Here is a 17,613-nt window from a genome sequence, read left to right on the forward strand (position 1 = left end):
CTATAACCCGACAAGGCCCGCGTGGCGTGTCGACGAACAACCGGAAACGGCACCGTGCCGTTTCCCCAGTGAAGGATGTCTTGATGCCTTGGAGCAACCAGAATGGTGGCGGCGGCTGGAAGGGCGGCGGGGGCGGTGGCCCCTGGGGCGGTTCCGGCGGTGGCGGCCCTTGGGGGGGCGGCCCGCAGCGTGGCGGCGGTGGTGGCGGAAACCCGCCGGACCTGGAAGAGCTGCTGAAACGCAGCCAGAACACGCTGAAAACCGTACTGCCCGGTGGCGGCAATCTCGGCTTCAAGGGAATCCTGCTGGCGCTGATCATCGCAGCCTGTATCTGGCTCGCGACCGGGGCTTACCGGGTCGAGCAGGGCCAGGTCGGTGTCGAACTGGTCTTCGGCAAGGTTACCGGCCAGACCGCGCCTGGTCTGAACTACAACTGGCCCTACCCCGTCGGCACCGTCTTTACGCCGGAAGTCCTGCGCATTCGCGAAATCACCGTGGGTCTGCGCGAGAGTGTCAGCGGCACCCGTGTCACCAGCCAGGACGTGGTTGAGGAAAGCCTGATGCTGACCGGCGACGAAAACATCGTCGACGTCGACTTCAAGGTGCAGTGGCGCATCCGCAACACGCCGGAAGGCGTGTCCAATTTCCTGTTCAACATCCAGGATCCGGACGGCACCGTGAAGGCCGTCGCCGAGAGCGCCATGCGCGAGGTTGTCGGCGAGAGCAACATCGACGCCATTCTGGGTGAGAACCGTACTCCGATCCAGATCGCCGTGCAGGAGCTGATGCAGACCGCGCTGGACGGCTACGGCGCCGGCGTCGAGGTCACCGAGGTGCAGATGCAGAAGGTCGACCCGCCGCAGCAGGTCATCGAGGCCTTCCGCGACGTGCAGGCCGCCCGTGCCGACCAGGAGCGCATCCAGAACGAGGCGCAGGCCTATGCCAACCGCGTCGTGCCGGAAGCTCGCGGCGAGTCTGCCCGCATTCTCGAAGCCGCCAACGCCTATCGCGAGCAGACGGTCGCCGAGGCCAACGGTCAGGCGCAGCGCTTCGTGAAGATCCTGGACGAGTACCAGAAGGCTCCGGACGTGACCCGCGAGCGCCTGTATCTGGAGACGCTCGAACAGGTCCTTGGCCGCAACACCAAGATCATCATCGACGAGAGCGCCAGCGGCTCGGGCGTCGTGCCCTACCTGCCGCTCGACCAGCTCAACCGAAACCAGGGCGCCGCCCGCAGCGGAGGCAACCAGTGATGAAGAACGGTCTTTTCGGGATCGGCGGCATCATCGTCGCCCTCGCCGCAGTCGCACTCTACCTGTCGATCTTCATCGTCAACCCGGCCCAGCAGGCGCTGGTGCTGCAGTTCGGCGAGATCAGGCGCGCGGAACAGGAACCGGGCCTGAAGTTCAAGATCCCCTTCTTCCAGAACGTGGTCTATTTCGACAAGCGCGTGCTCGATCTGAACATGCCGCTCATCGAGCCGATCCTGTCGGACAAGAAGCGCCTGGTCGTCGACGCCTTCGCCCGCTACCGCATCACCGATCCGGTGCTGTTCTACCAGACGGTGAACAATATCGGCGAGGCGAACCAGCGCCTGTCCACCTTCCTGCAGTCGAGCCTTCGTTCGGTGCTCGCGCGCGCCACCTTCGTGCAGATGGTGCGTGACGACCGTTCCGGCCTGATGGACCAGATCCGCCAGGACGTCGCCTCGCGCGCCGCCCCCATCGGCATCGAGGTGGTGGACGTGAAGATCCGCCGGGCCGACCTGCCGCAGACCAACTCCGATGCGGTTTTCCGCCGCATGCAGACGGAGCGTCAGCGCGAGGCGACCGAGATCCGTGCGCAGGGCGCCGAGCAGGCGCAGCGCATCCGCTCGCGTGCCGAGCGCGATTCCACCGTCATCGTCGCCGAGGCCAAGCGCGACGCCGAGGTGATCCGCGGTGACGGCGATGCGGAAAGGAACCGCATCTTCGCGGATGCCTTCACCCGCGATCCGGAGTTCTTCAGCTTCTATCGTTCGATGCAGGCCTATGCGGAAGGCCTGAAGGCCGGCGACACCTCCATGGTCCTGTCGCCGACCTCCGAGTTCTTCCGTTACTTCCGCGATCCCAGCGGCGCTCCCCGGCCCCAGGCGCCCGCCGCCAGCGGCGAGGCGCCGGTCGCTCGGGGTCCGCTCGCCCAGTGAGCGATCTCTGGGTCGCACTGGGCCTTGTCCTGGCTCTCGAGGGAGCGCTTTATGCGCTCGCTCCGGGAGGCATGAAACAGGCGATCCGGCAAATGCTGGAGCTGCCTGAAGGAGTCCTGCGGACAGGTGGACTGATTGCCGCCATAATCGGCGTTTTCATCGTCTGGCTTGTCCGCGGATAACCTTCGCGAGAACACGGAAGCAGACTTATCAGGACCGGCCGGGGCGCCTCGCGTTCCGGCCGGTCGCCAGAGATCGCGGGGTGCGTCCCCCGAACCCAGATGGAGGACAACGGCCTATGGCCCTGTTGAACACCCACCAGCGTCAGGCCAGCCCGTCCGCGACGGCAGGCTCCCGCCGTATTGCGCGCCGGCTTGCCGCCGCCGCCCTCGCCCTGGCCCTGGCCGTGCCCGCAACGCTCGCCGATTACGGCGTGGCCCGGGCCCAGGCTCCGGACTCGATCCCCGATCTTGCAGAATCCCTGCTCGACGCGGTGGTCAATATCTCCACGGCGCAGAACGTCACCGCACAGCGCTCCGTGCCGCTGCCGCAGGTGCCGGAAGGCTCTCCCTTCCAGGAGTTTTTCGACGAGTTCTTCAACCGGCAGAACCGCGACAACAGTCGCCCGCGCCGGGTGCAGTCGCTCGGCTCCGGCTTCGTCATCGACGGCGAGGAAGGCATCATCATCACGAACAACCACGTGATCGAGGGCGCCGACGAGATCACCGCCAATTTCAACGACGGCAGCAAGCTGGCCGCCGAGGTGATCGGCCGCGACAGCAAGACCGACATCGCCGTGCTCAAGGTGAAGCCCGTCTCTCCGCTCAAGGCCGTCTCCTTCGGCGATTCGGAGAGCCTGCGCGTCGGTGAGTGGGTGATGGCCATCGGCAACCCGTTCGGCCTCGGCGGCACGGTCACCACCGGCATCGTCTCCGCCCGGAACCGGAACATCAATTCCGGCCCGTATGACAACTACATCCAGACCGACGCCTCCATCAATCGCGGCAATTCCGGCGGCCCGCTGTTCAACCGCAACGGCGAAGTCATCGGCATCAACACCGCGATCATCTCGCCCTCGGGCGGCTCGATCGGCATCGGCTTCGCGATCCCGTCCGAGACCGCGACCAAAGTCATCGCGCAGCTGCGCGAGTTCGGCGAGACCCGCCGTGGCTGGCTCGGCGTCCGCATCCAGGAAGTGACCGACGAGATCGCCGAGAGCCTGGGCATGGACAAGGCCGAAGGCGCGCTGATCGCCGGCATCACCGAGGGTGGCCCGGCGGAAGACGCGGGCTTCGAGGCCGGCGACGTGGTGCTGGAGTTCAACGGCGCTCGCGTTCCGGCCATGCACGACCTGCCGCGCATGGTCGCCGATACGCCGGTCGGCGAGGAGGTCTCCGTCGTGGTCCTGCGCAAGGGTGAGGAAGTCACCCTGAAGGTCACGCTGGGCCGCCTCGAGGAGGCCGATGCCTCCGCCACCGCCGACAGCACCGCGCCGTCCGACAAGGCTCCGGCCGACGAGACGCCGACCGTGCTCGGCATGACCCTGTCGTCGCTCACCGAGGAGCTGCGCACGCAGTACTCCATCGCTGCCGACGTCAAGGGCGTGGTGGTCACCGCCGTCGAGGATGGCTCGGGCGCCGCTGAAAAGCGCATCGCCGCCGGCGACGTGATCGTCGAAGTCGCGCAGGAGGCTGTCTCCTCGCCCGCCGACATCATCGCCCGGGTCGACGCGCTGAAGGGCGAGAGCCGCCGCCTTGCCCTGTTCCTGATCTCGAACGCGCAGGGCGAAGTCCGCTTCATCCCGCTGACCATCGAGCCGTAGGCGCAGGCGCGGGCCCCTGCCCGAACGCAAAAAAGAAAGGCCGCGGGTTCGCCCGCGGCCTTTTTGTATTCCGTTGAACCGTGCGGCTCAGCCGGCGGCGAAGTGGCTTGCCCGGTAGCCCTGGAAATACAGCAGCGCGGTCAGGTCGCCATGGTCGACCCGTGCATCGGCCGCCGCCGCGACCGCCGGCTTTGCATGATAGGCAACGCCCAGTCCCGCCCGCTCGATCATCGCCAGATCGTTGGCGCCGTCGCCGACGGCAATCGCCGAGGACGCATCGAGCCCCTTCTCCGCCAGCAGTTCCTCCAGCCGCTGGCGCTTGGCCTCACGCCCCAGGATCGGCTCGCCAACCGTTCCGGTCAGGTGCCCGTCGGCGATCCCCAGCGTGTTCGCCTTGTTCTCGTGGAAACCGAGCTGCGCGGCGATCTCCGAGGTGAAAGCCGTAAAGCCCCCCGAAACCAGCGCGCAATAGGCCCCATGCGCCCGCATCGTGCCGACCAGTTCGCGCGCGCCCGGCGTCAGTGTGATCTGGTTCGCCAGCACCTCGCCGATCACGCTCGCCGGCAGGCCGGCCAGCATCGCGGCACGTTCGCGCAGGGCCGGCTCGAACTCCAGCTCGCCGCGCATCGCCCGCTCGGTGATCGCCGCGATCACGTCCTTCTTGCCGACGGCGGCGGCCAGTTCGTCGATGCATTCCTGCCCGATCATGGTGGAATCCATGTCGGCGATCAGCAGGCGCTTGCGTCTGCCCTCGTGCTTCTGCACAAGGACGTCGACGGGTGCGTCGGCGACCACCTCGCGCAAGCGCGCGTCGAACTCGCCGGCCTGTGCCTGCGTGCCGCCGAAGGCGAGGTCGCAGGCGATACCGGCGGCCAGCCAGTCGGCCGCAGCACCCGCCGGCAACACATGGAGCGCCCGCGCGACGAGCGTCTCGTCGAGGACCGGGCGCGAGGGATTGGCGACGAGGGTTGCGACAAGCGACATCGTGAAGCGCCTTGCAAGGGAATGAGGAAGAAGTGGCGAAACCGGTCACGTTGATAGCCGGACCCACGGCGAGCGGCAAGTCGGCGCTGGCCCTGGAGCTGGCGGCGCGCGATGGCGCCTGGATCGCCAATGCGGACAGCATGCAGGTCTATGCCGATCTCCAGGTGCTGACCGCCCGTCCCTCGCCGGCCGATCTCGCGATGGCGCCCCATCGCCTCTACGGCCATGTCGATGCGGCAGAGCCCTGGTCGGTCGCCCGCTGGCTGGAGGATATCGGCAAGGTTCTGGACGAGGCGCGCGCGGCCGGCAGACCGCTCGTCATCGTCGGGGGCACCGGCCTTTATTTCCGCGCCCTTTCGGGCGGCCTCTCCGCCGTCCCGCCGATCCCGGAAGAGATTCGCACCCGCCTGCGGACAGAGGCCGCGGACGCGCCCGCCGGCGCGCTTCACCGTCGGTTGGCCGAAGTCGACCCGCAGATCGCCGCCCGCCTCGAGCCCGGCGACACGCAGCGCATCCTGCGCGCACTGGAAGTGATGGAGGCGACCGGCCGCTCCCTCGCCTACTGGCAGCAGCAGCAGGGTCCCGTCCTGGTCGGCCCTGAGGCCGCGCGCCTGGTGCTTGCCCCGCCCCGTCCCTGGCTGCATGAGCGCATCGCCAACCGATTCCGCACGATGGTGGAGGCCGGCGCGGTGGAAGAGGCCCGCCGCCTGCTCGCCCGCAACCTTGATCCCGAACTGCCTGCGATGAAGGCGATCGGCGTGCGCGAACTCGGCTCCCTTCCCGCCGATCTCGACGGGCTGGAGCATGCCGTCGAGAAGGCGACGACCGAGACCCGCCGCTATGCCAAGCGACAGGAAACCTTCTTCCGCGGCCAGCTCGGCGACTGGCCCCGCCTCGACCCGGCCGATACTGCCGCCTGGCAACGCGTTTTACGAGGAGGCGCGTAAACTACATCTCTTGATTGAATCGCCATCATTTGCGCATAAACTTCTCGTAAACGAAGTCAGGCCTGTGGCGCCCCGGCGCGAATCCCTGCAGGCACTGTCCGGTACATCCCATCATGTGCCCCCCGGCTCGACGCGGCGAAGATCGCGCGACAGCCATTCTTCCGGAGGAAGGGCCGCAAGGTCCCGATCCCGCCAGACCGTCTTTTACGGACACCGCGCCGCCCCCATCGGCAACGGACCCGCAAGGAGAGAGACATGGCGGACAACGCGATTCTCGAGACGCAGCGCCTGCGTCTGTCCACCTTCAGTGACGCCGACACCGGCGATCTCTACGCCCTGCATTGCGATGAGGGCGTCAACCGCTTCCTCGCCTCGCACGAGGCGATCCGCTCGCGCGAAGACGCCGAGCAGCGCCTGCGCGATTATATCGAGGGTCAGGACCACCGCGGCTTCAGCCAGTGGAAAGCGACCCTGCAGGACGGCGGTTTCGCCGGCCGCGCGGGCTTTTCCGTCTATCCCGAAACCTCGGAAGTGGCGCTCAGCATCTGCCTGAAGCCGCAGCTCTGGGGCAAGGGCTACGCCTCGGAACTGGCCAGCGCCCTGGTGACCTGGTTCTTCGAGAACACCTATTTCACCCACCTGATCGCCTTCGTGGCCGCCGGCAACGACCCCGCCCGCCGCATGGTGGAAGGCATCGGCTTCTCGCAGCGCCAGCGTACGGTGATCGACGGAAACGCCTTCGACTGCCTGCAGGTGCTCTCGCCGGCCCTTGCCCGCTACGCCCGCGCCAGCGCCTGAGCGGGAATCGGGACACCGGCTTTCCGGCCTTGTAGTACCCCATACAAAAGCCCCCGGCGGATCGCTCCGCCGGGGGCTTTTTTTCTCATGTCGATCCGTCAGACCTGATGGCGGCTCAGACGGCCTTGAGTTCCTGGTGGTCCGGCTTGCTCTGGCGGGCGATCAGGCGGTTGAGCGCCGAGATATAGGCGCGGGCCGAGGCCACCAGCGTGTCGGTATCCGCGCCCTTGCCGGTCGCCATGCGGCCGTTCGACTCGAGCCGGACGGACACTTCCGCCTGCGCGTCGGTCCCTTCCGTCACCGCATGCACCTGGTAGAGCGACAGGCGCGCATCATGCGGCACGATGGTCTTGATGGCGTTGAACGTTGCGTCGATCGGACCGTCGCCCGTGCACTCGCGCGTCTCGTGGCGGCCGTTGACGTCGAGCGTCAGGATCGCCTTGCCGGCCGAGCCCGTGCCGGCGATGACCGTGAGCGCGATCACCTTGATCTGCTCGCCCTGGGTCGCGATCTCGTTCTCGACCAGGGCCTCGATGTCCTCGTCATAGACGTGCTTCTTGCGGTCGGCGAGGTCCTTGAACCGGCGGAAGGCGTCCTCGAACGCGTTGTCGCCGATCTCGTAGCCCAGCTCTTCCAGCTTCTGGCGGAAGGCATGGCGGCCCGAATGCTTTCCCATCACCAGCGAGGTGGCCTTCACGCCCACATCCTCGGGACGCATGATCTCGTAGGTCTCGGCATTCTTCAGCATGCCGTCCTGGTGAATGCCGCTTTCATGCGCGAAGGCGTTCTTGCCGACGATGGCCTTGTTGAACTGGACCGGGAAGCCGGACACCGCCGAAACCAGCTTGGAGGCGCGGGTCAGATAGCGCGGCTCGACGGAGCAGCTGTAGGGCAGCACGTCGGAGCGGGTGCGGATCGCCATGACGATCTCCTCCAGCGCCGCATTGCCGGCGCGCTCGCCGAGGCCGTTGATCGTGCACTCGATCTGCCGCGCGCCGCCGGCGACACCGGCCAGCGAATTGGCGACGGCGAGGCCCAGGTCATTGTGGCAATGCACGGAGAAGATCGCCTTGTCCGCATCCGGCACGCGGGCGCGGATCTGCTCGAACATCGACTTGTATTCGTCCGGCGTCGCATAGCCGACCGTGTCCGGCAGGTTGATCGTGGTGGCGCCGGCGCGGATCGCCGCCTCGACGCAGCGGCACAGATACTCGATCGGCGTACGGGTGGCGTCCATCGCCGACCACTCCACGTCGTCGATCAGGTTGCGGGCCCGACCGACCGTGTCGGTGATGATGTCGAGCACCTGCGCCTCGGTCTTCTTCATCTGGTGCTCCAGATGGATCGGCGAGGTGGAGACGAAGGTGTGGATGCGGCCGCGCTCGGCATGGCGTACCGCCTCGCCCGCCCGGTCGATATCGGCATGGATGGCACGGGCGAGGCCCGCGATCACCGAACGCTTGGTGCGCTTGGCGATCTCGGAGACCGCCTCGAAATCGCCGTTGGACGCGATCGGAAAGCCCGCCTCGATGATGTCGACACCCATGTCGTCGAGGATTTCGGCCACCTGCAGCTTCTCTTCCAGAGTCATGGAGGCGCCGGGCGACTGCTCGCCGTCGCGCAAGGTGGTGTCGAAAATGAAGATCTGGTCCTGGGCAGACATTATCCGTTTCCCTTCGGGTCTGGCCCTGCGCCGCTCGCGTGTTTATGGGGCGCGGGCCGAAATGCAATCGGTCGGTGAAGGTTTCGTCCCCTGAGCGCCCGCCTCCGTTCCGCTGGGAGGCAGCCGGTGCTCAGGGGCAGATAAGGAGAAGGAGGCCGCCGCGACGCAGGGCTCCGCCGCGCGTCGTGCGCGCGTCGATCGCAAAAGCGGCATATGTGCCAGCGGCGATCATGCGGTTCGTCCAGTCCTTGCGTCTTGCCCGTCAGTTGCGGGCCGGTGGCATGGGAAACGCGCCAAGCTTGCGCAAGATTTCCCGAAAGAGGCGTTAATGCACCAAGGTGGTACCCGATCGCCCGCGTCCTTGCAAGATACTTGCGCGGACTTTCATAGGTCTCGTGCTGCGGGCCTGCGCAAGAGACGAAACAGGGCGGGGTCGCCCCCGCCCTGTGTGAAATGTCAGATGCCCTCGGGGCCGCGCTGCAAGGCGGCAACGCCGGAGCGCGACACCTCCACCAGGCCGAGCGGCTTCAGGATGGCGATGAACTGCTCCACCTTGCTGGTCCGCCCGGTGATCTCGAAGACGAAATGCTCCGCCGTCGCATCGATCACGGTGGCTCGGAACGCATCCGCCAGCCGCAGGGCTTCCAGCCGCTTCTCGCCGATGCCGGCCACCTTGATCAGGGCCAGCTCCCGCTCCAGCGGCTTTTCGAAGCTGCGCCGCCGCGCCTCGACCGTCAGGTTGGTCACCCGGTGCACCGGCACCAGCCGCTCCAGCTGATGGTGGATCTGCTCGATGACCATCGGCGTGCCGGTGGTCACGATGGTGATCCGCGACAGGTGCTTCTCGTGCTCGGTCTCCGAGACGGTCAGGCTGTCGATGTTGTAGCCGCGGCCCGAGAACAGGCCGATGACGCGGGCAAGCACGCCCGGCTCGTTGTCGACCAGCACCGAGAGCGTGTGGCTCTCGACCTGCTCGACCACCTCGGCCATGAAATAGGCGGAAGGCGCATTGAGGTTCTGTGCGTTCATCTCGTTCGTCTCCGCGATCTCAGACCAGCGCCTTGCCGGCCGCGCCGATGGCATTGGCCACCGCCTCGTCGTTGGCCTCGTCCGGCAGAAGCATCTCGTTATGCGCCTTGCCCGAGGGGATCATCGGGAAGCAGTTGGCAAGGTTCGCCACCCGGCAGTCGAAGATCACCGGCTTGGGCGTGTCGATCATCTCCTGGATGGCATCGTCCAGGTCCGCCGGCTTGTCGACGACGATGCCGTGGCCGCCGAAGGCCTCCGCCAGCTTCACGAAGTCCGGCAGGCTGTCCATGTAGGAATGCGACAACCGGTTGCCGTGCAGCAGCTGCTGCCACTGGCGCACCATGCCCATGTACTGGTTGTTGAGGATGAAGACCTTCACCGGCAGCCCGAACTGCACGGCCGTCGACATCTCCTGGATGTTCATCAGGATCGAGGCATCGCCCGCGATATCGATGCACAGCGCGTCGGGATGTGCCACCTGCGCGCCGATCGCCGCCGGCAGGCCGTAGCCCATCGTGCCGAGGCCGCCCGAGGTCAGCCAGTGGTTGGGCGCGTCGAAGCCGAAGAACTGCGCCGCCCACATCTGGTGCTGGCCGACTTCCGTGGAAACGAAGGTCTTGCGGCCCTTGGTCGCCTCGTAGAGCCGCTGGATGGCGTATTGCGGCATGATGACGTCTTCCGACGGCCGGTAGGCGAGTGAGTTGCGCCCGCGCCAGCGGTCGATCTGCTCCCACCACGACTTCAGCGCCGGCGCGTCGAGCTTGTGCCCGCTGGTCCGCCACAGCCGGACCATGTCCTCCAGGACATGGGCGACGTCGCCGACAATCGGGATGTCGACCTTCACCGTCTTGTTGATGGACGACGGGTCGATGTCGATATGCACCTTGAACGACTTGGGCGAGAACGCGTCGATCCGGCCGGTGATGCGGTCGTCGAAGCGCGCGCCGATGCAGATCATGACGTCGCAATCGTGCATCGCCATGTTGGCTTCGTAGGTGCCGTGCATGCCGAGCATGCCCAGCCAGTTATCACCGGAGGCCGGATAGGCGCCGAGGCCCATCAGCGTCGAGGTGATCGGCGCGCCGGTCAGCTGCACCAGCTCGCGCAGCAGCTGGGTCGCCGCCGGGCCGGAATTGATGACGCCGCCGCCGGTATAGAAGATCGGCTTGCGCGCCCGCGACAGCAGGTCGACCGCGTGGCGGATCAGCTCGATATCGCCCTTGACCTTCGGCCGGTACGACTTGTGAGCGATATGCGTCGGCGGATCATAGATGCCGGTGGCGAACTGGATGTCCTTCGGCACGTCGACGACGACCGGGCCCGGACGGCCGGAGGTCGCGACATAGAAGGCTTCGTGCAGGATGCGCGGCAGGTCCTCGATCCGCTTCACCAGCCAGTTGTGCTTGGTGCAGGGACGGGTGATGCCGACCGTGTCGCATTCCTGGAAGGCATCGCTGCCGATCAGATGCGTCGGCACCTGGCCGGTGATGCAGACCAGCGGGATGGAGTCGAGCAGGGCATCGGTCAGCGCAGTGACCATGTTGGTCGCGCCGGGGCCGGAGGTGACCAGCACGACGCCCGGCTTGCCGGTCGAGCGGGCATAGCCCTCGGCCGCGTGGCCCGCGCCCTGTTCGTGGCGCACCAGGACGTGCTCGATCTCGTCCTGCTGGATGATCTCGTCATAGATCGGAAGCACGGCACCGCCGGGATACCCGAACACATGCTTGACCCCCTGGTCCTTGAGTGCCTGCAACACCATTTCGGCGCCGGTCATCTCGCGCTTCATCGTTCCTGTCCTCGATCGTCGCGGCGTCGTCGCCCCGAACCGTCCGTTTCGTCTTCCGCCACGTCGTCCCGCGCAAGTCAGGTCCGGGCGCTCTCTGGCATGCGGCCAATAAAAAAGGCCTCCGGTGGAGGCCTCGCGCGCGCTGAGCTGTCTGGGAAACCGAGTGTTACCTCGTCCCGGCCGCGCGCGCCCCGCATACAAGAATGAGCCCGATGCTCTTCGTCACGTCAAATCCGTCCTGTTCGGCGGTGTTACCAATATGCCTGTCCGCCTGCCCCTCGTGAGGCGCCTCCGGAAGGCGTGTCGGTCGCCCAACGCTCATGACAGGGTCATGTTGCGACTTAGCCGATCCGACGCCGCGCAAACTAGACGCGCCGCCTGCCCCGGTCAAGCGCATTATCCGGAAATTTCGCAAAGCACCCCGTGGACTTGCCGAATCTTGCAAAACCGCTGTCCCGCCCTCCCGCGGCCCGCATGATCCGGTGCTACGCGCCCTTGACCGCGATGAGGCCGAGCGCGCATCCCGCTCTCCCTTCCGGCAAAAGATATCCCCAAGCGAAAGGCTTCGGTTTTCGGCGCAAAGCCTTGCGCCCGGGCCGGTTTTCGCCTGCCGGCGAAAAGACCCTTGCATCCGCCTCGCAGCCTCTGTATACACCCGTCTCACAGCGGGCGGCGACACACGCTTTCCGCTTCGGGACACTGTTGCAGTGAACTCTTGGACACCAAGAATCACAGGCATGAATGTTCCGAAAGGCCGAAATGGCCCGTGGGTGTATAGCTCAGTTGGTAGAGCAGCTGACTCTTAATCAGCCGGTCCTGGGTTCGAATCCCCGTGCACCCACCACTTCCTTCCCTTGTCTGTCATCGACGCTCCGCACGGAACCGCATCGCCGGTTTCGTTTGACCTGCATGTTCTCGCAGGATTGACGGGCTGTCGCTGGCCGCGAACATGACAGAGACAATTTTCGCTGTCCGCACGCATTCTCAAGCCGTTTTCAGCCGATTGATGAAACAGATCTTTTCCTCGCCCGCCTACACCGTCATCGAGCATGTTCCCGCCGAGGCGCGCACGGATGTCGTGATGGTGACGCTGGCCAACCGGATGCCGGAAGACGGCCCGCGCCGCCCCTTCGCCCACCACATCCTCGCCCCGCTCGGCTACCGCACGCTCAACCTCGTGCCGGCCAGCAACGACTGGTACCAGTCCGAGGGCATCGAGGAGACGCTTGATTTCATCCGCGAGAGCAGCCGGAGCGAGCACACGATCGGCTTCGCCGCCTCGATGGGCGCCTTCGGCCTGGTGAACTATGCCGACCTGCTCGGCCTCGACGCCGCGCTCGCCTTCAGCCCACAATTTGCGCTGGAGCGCAGCCTGGTGCCGTTCGAAACGCGCTGCGAGGACGACGCCATACGGATGGGGCCCTTCCCCCGCCACCGCATCACCACCCGCCCGCAACCCGAACGCCTCGTCGTCTACTACGACACTGAGTATCTGCTCGACACGCAGCAGGTCGACCTCATCGCCGAGCATCTCGACTTCACGCGGGTCCCCTGCCCCGGCGCCGTGCACAACGTTCTCGGCACGTGGTACCGTCAGCGCCAGCTTCAGGAAAAGGTCCGCGAGGCCATCGGGGCCGTCAGCCCCGCTTGACCCCGCCGCAACGTTTTTCACCGTGCACGGGTTGGTTGAAGCGCGCCTTCGTTCCTATATGCTCCACCAACCCCGGGTTCCGGGCGGCATCGTCCGTCCTGCGCCCTCGAACCCGCATTCGTGCGCGCGTTCGTCCTTTTCCCTCTTTCATCCGGCCCCTTCATGGCACCCATCCTTTCCATTTCCGGTCTGTCGAAGACCTATGACACCGGCTTTCAGGCACTGAAATCCGTGTCGCTCGACATCGAGAAAGGCGAGGTCTTCGCCCTTCTCGGACCCAACGGCGCCGGCAAGACGACCTTGATCAGCATCGTCTGCGGCATCGTCAACGCCTCCTCGGGCAGCGTCACGGTCGACGGAAACGACATCGTCCGCGACTACCGTGCTGCCCGCTCCCTGATCGGCCTCGTGCCGCAGGAGCTCACCACCGACGCCTTCGAGACCGTCTGGGCGACGGTTTCCTTCAGCCGCGGCCTGTTCGGCAAGCCCAAGGCCCCGGCCATCGTCGAGAAGGTCCTGCGCGACCTTTCCTTGTGGGACAAGAAGGACAACAAGCTCGTCACCCTGTCCGGCGGCATGAAGCGGCGCGTGCTCATCGCCAAGGCGCTCGCCCACGAGCCGCGCGTCCTGTTCCTCGACGAGCCCACCGCCGGCGTCGACGTGGAGCTGCGCCGCGACATGTGGCGGGTGATCCGCGAGCTGCGCGACACGGGCGTCACCATCATCCTCACCACCCACTACATCGAGGAAGCCGAGGAGATGGCCGACCGGGTCGGCGTCATCAACAAGGGCGAGATCATTCTGGTGGAGGACAAGGCCGAGTTGATGCGCAAGCTCGGGCGCAAGCAGCTGACCCTACATCTGGCCGACCCGCTGTCCGCCGTGCCGGCCGGCCTTTCGGCCCACAACCTGGAGCTTTCCAGCGACGGAAGCGAGCTGGTCTACACCTACGACACCCAGGGCGAGCGCACCGGCATCACCGCCCTGCTGCAGGACCTCAACGCCGCCGGCATCCGCTTCCGCGACCTGCAGACCCGGCAGAGCTCGCTGGAAGAGATCTTCGTCAACCTCGTCAGGACGCCGTCATGAACATCCATGCCATCAAGGCGATCTACAGGTTCGAGATGGCCCGCACGGGCCGCACCCTGTTCCAGAGCATCGTCTCCCCCGTCATCTCCACCTCGCTCTATTTCGTCGTCTTCGGCGCGGCCATCGGTTCGCGCATCTCCGAAGTGGACGGCATCAGCTACGGCGCCTTCATCGTGCCGGGGCTGATCATGCTGTCGCTGTTGACGCAGAGCGTGTCGAACGCCTCGTTCGGCATCTACTTCCCGCGCTTCACCGGCACGATCTACGAGGTGCTCTCCGCCCCCGTCTCCTATCTGGAGATCGTCATCGCCTATGTCGGGGCGGCTGCCACGAAGGCGATCATCGTCGGATTGATCATCCTGGCGACGGCCGCGCTCTTCGTGCCGCTGCAGATCCAGCATCCGGGCTGGATGCTGCTGTTCCTGATGCTGACGGCGGTCACCTTCGCCCTGTTCGGCTTCATCATCGGCATCTGGGCCGACAATTTCGAGAAGCTGCAATTCGTGCCGATGCTGATCATCACGCCGCTCGCCTTCCTTGGCGGCAGCTTCTACTCGATCTCGATGCTGCCGCCCTTCTGGCAGAAGGTGACGCTGTTCAACCCGGTGGTCTATCTGATCAGCGGCTTCCGCTGGAGCTTCTACGGCCAGGCGGATGTCGACGTCGGCGTGAGCCTCGCCATGACGCTGCTGTTTCTGGGGCTCTGCCTTGCGGTGATCTGGTGGATCTTCCGCACCGGCTACCGGCTGAAGTCCTGATCCGAAAATCCGGTGCGGGCCGCCTCGCGGCCCGCCCGCCAGCGCTTGGCGCTCAGACGGCGACCGCCGCCTTGATATGCGGATGCGGATCGTAGCCAACCAGCTCGAAATCCTCGAAGCGGAAGGCAAAGAGGTCGGTCACCGCCTCGTTGATCTTCATCTGAGGCAGCGCGCGCGGTTCCCGCGACAGCTGCTCGCGCGCCTGATCCAGGTGGTTCAGGTAAAGATGCGCGTCGCCGAACGTGTGGATGAACTCGCCCGGCTCGTATCCCGTCACCTTCGCCACCATCATCGTCAGCAGCGCGTAGGACGCGATGTTGAACGGCACGCCGAGGAACACGTCGGCCGAGCGCTGGTAGAGCTGGCAGGACAGCCGGCCGTCGGCGACATAGAACTGGAAGAAGGCGTGGCACGGCGGCAGCGCCATCTCGTCGACCAGCGCCGGGTTCCACGCCGAGACAATCAGGCGCCGGCTGTCCGGCGTCTTGCGGATCTGCTCCAGCAGCTTGGCAATCTGGTCGATGGACCCGCCGTCCGGCGCCGGCCACGAGCGCCACTGGTAGCCGTAGACCGGGCCGAGATCGCCGTTCTCGTCGGCCCACTCGTCCCAGATCCGCACCCCGTTTTCCTTCAGGTAGCGGATGTTGGTGTCGCCGGCCAGAAACCACAGCAGTTCATGGATGATCGACTTCAGGTGCAGCTTCTTGGTCGTCACCATCGGGAAGCCGTCGGCAAGGTCGAAACGCATCTGGTGGCCGAACACGGAAATGGTTCCCGTGCCCGTCCGGTCGGTCTTCTTCACGCCCTCGTCGAGGATGCGCTGCATCAGCTCGTGATATTGCCGCACGCTGCCGTCCGCCTACCGATTGTCAGTCCGATTCTCTGCACCGTCATGGTTGCCCGGCTGCGGCGCGAAGGGCAAGCGAACCTGCGTGCTCGTCCCTGCAATCCACCGGCGGCCGTTGCCGCGGCAGGGCTCAGTCTCCGGCGGCAAGCGCCGGCCAATTGGCCTGCGCCTTGTCGATGAAACCCGGGATGTCCTTGCGCCAGCGCGACTGGATGTCGTCGCTGTAGTTGAGATAGAGCCGCCCCTCGACGATATCCCAGTTCTGCGGATCGCCCTTGGCGAGCTTGCCCTGGGCCACCGCCCAGGAGCAGTAGCCGCCATAGGCCGGGGCGTATTTCTCCGGCTCGGCCAGGAACGCCTCCCGGCTCGCCTCGCTGGCAAAGCGCCATGTCGCACCGCGATAATCGGTCGTGATCTCCGGCGATCCCTCGACCGGGCGCCCCTGCGTGAAATAGGCGACCGGGTCGTAGCCGCCAACGGCGACCCCTTCGACGATGCCCGTGTACACCTGTCCCGTATCGCTGCTGCCGCCGAGCCCGAACCAGCCCGCGCTCGCCGTGCCGGCGACAAGCACCGTGGCGGCGCCGACCAGCATCGCCTGCCTGCGCGAAATTCTGCTTGAGCGTTCCCGTGTCATCGCCTTGTCCTCCGCGCCCCCGCACCTTTCCAGCACCTCACCCGTTTCTAGCGCGACCCGGTGCTCTCCTGCCAATGACGTCGTCTCACAAGCCTGCGATGGCCCGCATCCCCTGGCGTTCCGGGCACTCGCCGGCTGATCGCAGGGCGCGCCGGCCTGTCCGGCGGGCGGGGTTTTCCCAAGCCTTGCGATGGTTGACACGCGCCCCTTTTCAGCCGCCCTCGCTGCCCCTATATTCACGGGTGCCGGTGCAAGCCGGCTATGGCGATAAACGGACTTCGAAATAAGCCTATCGGACCCGGGGGCGGTACCCGGCGCCTCCACCCAAGCCCGCCGCACGACCTGATCGGTCGGCGGGTTTCGGCGGGGGCGAAATAGGATCGACGAGGGTGTAAAGGTCGTTCTTTTGCTCGGCATGGTTCCGCCGTTATCGGGCCGTCTCAATAGTTGCAAATGACAACTATGCTATGGACAACGCTGTCGCCGCGTAATGCGGTGCCGGTAGTCCTTTAAGCCCTGGCGGTTAGCCCCGTCAGGCGGGGTCCGGAGGCACCTGGCAACAGAAGCCTCCACTCAATTTTCGTCGACTTCGGCCCGCCTGGATCCGTCCTGCGGACAAGAGGCAGGGGCCTTGAGGTCGGCGCAAGCGGTGTCCAGCGGGCGGTTCTCGCGAAAAAAAGCGGGGCAAGCACCAAAAGGCCGGTGGCGAGCGCTGATCGGCGCTTTTCATTCGTGTCTTCGCGCGCCATGTTGGGCGCGACCCGATTCTCACGTTCAGTAAGTGCGATGGCCGAAGACCTGATCCGCTACGATATCGTCATTCAGGACGCCCTGCGCGGTGCCGTCCGCAAGATCCTCTCCGAGGTCGCCCGCGTCGGCCTGCCCGGCGAGCACCATTTCTATATCGCCTTCGAGACCACCGCGCCGGGCGTGCGCATCTCATCGCGCCTGCACGAGCGGTACCCGAAGGAAATGACCATCGTCCTGCAGCACCAGTTCTGGGACCTGACCATCGGCGAGCACGCCTTCGAGGTCGGCCTGTCCTTCGGCGGTATCCCCGAAAAGCTGTTCGTCCCGTTCTCGGCGATCAAGGGTTTCTTCGACCCGTCCGTCCAGTTCGCGCTGGAGTTCGAGCCGGGCAAGACGGCCGAGGAGCTGCCCGAGGAACTGGTCGAGGCGGCCCGCGAGCAGGAGCGCGCGGAGGCTACCTTGTCGGCCGTCGAGAAAACGACGGTTGACGCAAAATCAGATAAGATTGCGCCGGTTCAGGACAAAATTTCGCAAAATTCTGATCAATCGGAAAAGCCGGAGTCCAAGGAGGACAAGTCCGGCGAGCAGGGCGGCGCCGACGTCGTTTCACTCGACGCTTTCCGCAAGAAGACCTGAGAAACGGCCGGACCACGCAACCAGCATCGGC

16 protein-coding genes, 1 tRNA gene and 1 other RNA gene are annotated in these 17,613 nt (G+C 65.9%); 12 read left to right on the forward strand and 6 right to left on the reverse strand.

Annotated features, from left to right (window positions below; translation table 11 throughout):
• The first annotated feature begins 83 nt into the window (after nt 1-83).
• From hflK to ACVJ6E_RS11515, 4 genes are all read left to right on the forward strand, one after another.
• A complete protein-coding gene (hflK, locus tag ACVJ6E_RS11500; RefSeq protein ID WP_120267178.1) occupies nt 84-1,253 on the forward strand; it encodes an FtsH protease activity modulator HflK in 1,170 nt (389 codons plus the stop codon).
• Entirely contained in the window at nt 1,253-2,185 is a 933-nt protein-coding gene (hflC, locus tag ACVJ6E_RS11505; protein WP_120267177.1) for a protease modulator HflC, read from the forward strand. Before hflK ends, hflC begins: the two co-directional genes overlap by 1 nt.
• Nucleotides 2,182-2,367 (forward strand): DUF2065 domain-containing protein, encoded by a 186-nt coding sequence (locus tag ACVJ6E_RS11510; protein WP_120267176.1) that lies wholly within the window; start codon nt 2,182-2,184, stop codon nt 2,365-2,367. The genes hflC and ACVJ6E_RS11510 overlap by 4 nt, the downstream gene beginning before the upstream one ends.
• Nucleotides 2,368-2,483: 116 nt before the next feature.
• Complete coding sequence (locus ACVJ6E_RS11515; protein WP_120267175.1) at nt 2,484-4,007, forward strand: DegQ family serine endoprotease; 1,524 nt, start codon at nt 2,484-2,486, stop codon at nt 4,005-4,007.
• Nucleotides 4,008-4,094: 87 nt separating this feature from the next.
• Here the strand turns inward: ACVJ6E_RS11515 and serB are convergent, their stop codons facing one another.
• On the reverse strand, nt 4,095-4,991 hold the full coding sequence (gene serB / locus ACVJ6E_RS11520) for a phosphoserine phosphatase SerB (protein ID WP_120267174.1): 897 nt from the start codon (nt 4,989-4,991) through the stop codon (nt 4,095-4,097).
• A gap of 32 nt (nt 4,992-5,023) precedes the next feature.
• Between serB and miaA the strand changes: the two genes are divergently transcribed.
• Together miaA and ACVJ6E_RS11530 are read left to right on the forward strand one after the other, a co-directional pair.
• Nucleotides 5,024-5,938: a tRNA (adenosine(37)-N6)-dimethylallyltransferase MiaA gene (gene miaA / locus ACVJ6E_RS11525; protein WP_120267173.1), complete on the forward strand. Its 915-nt coding sequence runs from the start codon at nt 5,024-5,026 to the stop codon at nt 5,936-5,938.
• Nucleotides 5,939-6,193: 255 nt separating this feature from the next.
• Nucleotides 6,194-6,736 (forward strand): GNAT family N-acetyltransferase, encoded by a 543-nt coding sequence (locus ACVJ6E_RS11530; protein ID WP_120267172.1) that lies wholly within the window; start codon nt 6,194-6,196, stop codon nt 6,734-6,736.
• A 115-nt stretch (nt 6,737-6,851) separates the two neighbouring features.
• On the opposite strand, the gene ACVJ6E_RS11535 is transcribed toward ACVJ6E_RS11530, so the two are convergent.
• From ACVJ6E_RS11535 to ACVJ6E_RS11545, 3 genes are all read right to left on the reverse strand, one after another.
• On the reverse strand, nt 6,852-8,399 hold the full coding sequence (locus tag ACVJ6E_RS11535) for a 2-isopropylmalate synthase (RefSeq protein WP_120267171.1): 1,548 nt from the start codon (nt 8,397-8,399) through the stop codon (nt 6,852-6,854).
• A 456-nt stretch (nt 8,400-8,855) separates the two neighbouring features.
• The gene (gene ilvN / locus ACVJ6E_RS11540; protein ID WP_120268284.1) at nt 8,856-9,428 is read right to left on the reverse strand and encodes an acetolactate synthase small subunit; all 573 of its coding nucleotides are present in this window, start codon (nt 9,426-9,428) and stop codon (nt 8,856-8,858) included.
• 19 nt (nt 9,429-9,447) lie between these two features.
• Nucleotides 9,448-11,214: an acetolactate synthase 3 large subunit gene (locus ACVJ6E_RS11545; RefSeq protein ID WP_120267170.1), complete on the reverse strand. Its 1,767-nt coding sequence runs from the start codon at nt 11,212-11,214 to the stop codon at nt 9,448-9,450.
• A gap of 768 nt (nt 11,215-11,982) precedes the next feature.
• On the opposite strand from ACVJ6E_RS11545, the gene ACVJ6E_RS11550 reads away from it, so the two are divergent.
• The 4 genes from ACVJ6E_RS11550 to ACVJ6E_RS11565 all read left to right on the forward strand — a co-directional run bounded on the left by ACVJ6E_RS11550 (nt 11,983) and on the right by ACVJ6E_RS11565 (nt 14,712).
• Nucleotides 11,983-12,058, forward strand: a tRNA-Lys gene (locus tag ACVJ6E_RS11550).
• Nucleotides 12,059-12,220: 162 nt separating this feature from the next.
• Nucleotides 12,221-12,865 (forward strand): hypothetical protein, encoded by a 645-nt coding sequence (locus tag ACVJ6E_RS11555; protein WP_120267169.1) that lies wholly within the window; start codon nt 12,221-12,223, stop codon nt 12,863-12,865.
• 162 nt (nt 12,866-13,027) lie between these two features.
• Nucleotides 13,028-13,954, forward strand: a complete 927-nt coding sequence (locus ACVJ6E_RS11560) for an ABC transporter ATP-binding protein (RefSeq protein WP_067217254.1) — start codon at nt 13,028-13,030, stop codon at nt 13,952-13,954.
• Nucleotides 13,951-14,712 (forward strand): ABC transporter permease, encoded by a 762-nt coding sequence (locus ACVJ6E_RS11565; protein ID WP_120267168.1) that lies wholly within the window; start codon nt 13,951-13,953, stop codon nt 14,710-14,712. The genes ACVJ6E_RS11560 and ACVJ6E_RS11565 overlap by 4 nt, the downstream gene beginning before the upstream one ends.
• A 52-nt stretch (nt 14,713-14,764) precedes the next feature.
• Here the strand turns inward: ACVJ6E_RS11565 and ACVJ6E_RS11570 are convergent, their stop codons facing one another.
• Nucleotides 14,765-15,559, reverse strand: coding sequence for a thymidylate synthase (locus ACVJ6E_RS11570; protein WP_120267167.1), 795 nt, complete (start codon nt 15,557-15,559; stop codon nt 14,765-14,767).
• 130 nt (nt 15,560-15,689) lie between these two features.
• On the reverse strand, nt 15,690-16,196 hold the full coding sequence (locus tag ACVJ6E_RS11575; RefSeq protein ID WP_199680963.1) for a YHS domain-containing (seleno)protein: 507 nt from the start codon (nt 16,194-16,196) through the stop codon (nt 15,690-15,692).
• A 204-nt stretch (nt 16,197-16,400) separates the two neighbouring features.
• Between ACVJ6E_RS11575 and ssrA the strand changes: the two genes are divergently transcribed.
• Together ssrA and ACVJ6E_RS11585 are read left to right on the forward strand one after the other, a co-directional pair.
• Nucleotides 16,401-16,770: a transfer-messenger RNA gene (gene ssrA, locus ACVJ6E_RS11580) on the forward strand.
• Nucleotides 16,771-16,982: 212 nt separating this feature from the next.
• Nucleotides 16,983-17,582, forward strand: coding sequence for an SspB family protein (locus ACVJ6E_RS11585; protein WP_120267165.1), 600 nt, complete (start codon nt 16,983-16,985; stop codon nt 17,580-17,582).
• Nucleotides 17,583-17,613 lie beyond the last annotated feature (31 nt).

This window comes from Stappia sp. G46H5W, assembly GCF_058448995.1.